1 protein-coding gene is annotated in these 830 nt (G+C 48.0%); it reads right to left on the bottom strand.

Features of this window, described 5'->3' with window-relative positions; all coding sequences use genetic code 11:
• On the bottom strand, nt 1-721 hold a 721-nt coding region (gene cas1f, locus B7C60_RS07595), incomplete at its 3' end, for a type I-F CRISPR-associated endonuclease Cas1f (protein ID WP_245868863.1).
• Nucleotides 722-830 lie beyond the last annotated feature (109 nt).

Here is an 830-nt window from a genome sequence, read left to right as displayed (position 1 = left end):
CCCACAAGCAACTTGCCGCGAGTCCATAAGCTAAATAGTTACCATGATTCAAAAAGTCATTGGCTTTATCGGTGGATTTTTTATCCGGCTGATGCTGACGCGTAAAGTCTTCTTTCCCCGTATTATTGGCAGCGTACTTGTACAGGGCTTTGGTGAGCTGCGCTTCCGTGAGGAGCAGATCGGCTGGTTTATTCGCGGCTTCAGTACGTTGGTGGAAAGTATCAAGGGATTGCTGTATTACTTCATCTTGAACATTGAATTTTTCAAGGGTTAATTCTCGGTCTGATCGCCAAACGCGCTGCAAGTAATCAATTCGTGCGTTTTGAAATTGTTTGGCGGCGGCCAAGCGCTTTTGATCATCAAACCAGAATGAGAGCCAGCCTTGTAAGTATTCGGTTGGGCGATATTCGCTTTGCGGCGTAAACCATTCTACTTCGCAAGCCATGTGCAGTGGCGTACCGCCGCCACCACAAAACCCGACCAATACGCCAGCCTGTGAGAGCATGCGCATGGCCGCTTGAGTAATGGAGGTGCCGTTGCCGAGCATGAGTACGGTGGTATTGGCAATCGGGATATTGAAGTAGAGATTTTCTTTGTCTGCTTCGGTTAAATAGAGCACACGGCCATCTTTTTGCATCACGCGGCAGTATTCAAGGTAATACATATTGGCGCGCTTTGAGTGCAGGATGACTTTAAGATCGGAGGGTGAGAGATCGTCCATTTTTTGCTCCATGCCTGATGATTATGCATCGACTTTATCCCCTTCCTACTTGAATCTGCTGGGGTGTTGGCTACGTTCGCTTACCCCCAATCACATAAGCCTGTCTATA

Origin of the sequence: Vibrio fujianensis, from assembly GCF_002749895.1 — a bacterium.
GTDB lineage: Bacteria > Pseudomonadota > Gammaproteobacteria > Enterobacterales > Vibrionaceae > Vibrio > Vibrio fujianensis.
Note: the sequence above shows the minus strand (reverse complement) of the source record. Positions and strands in the feature narration are given on the sequence as shown.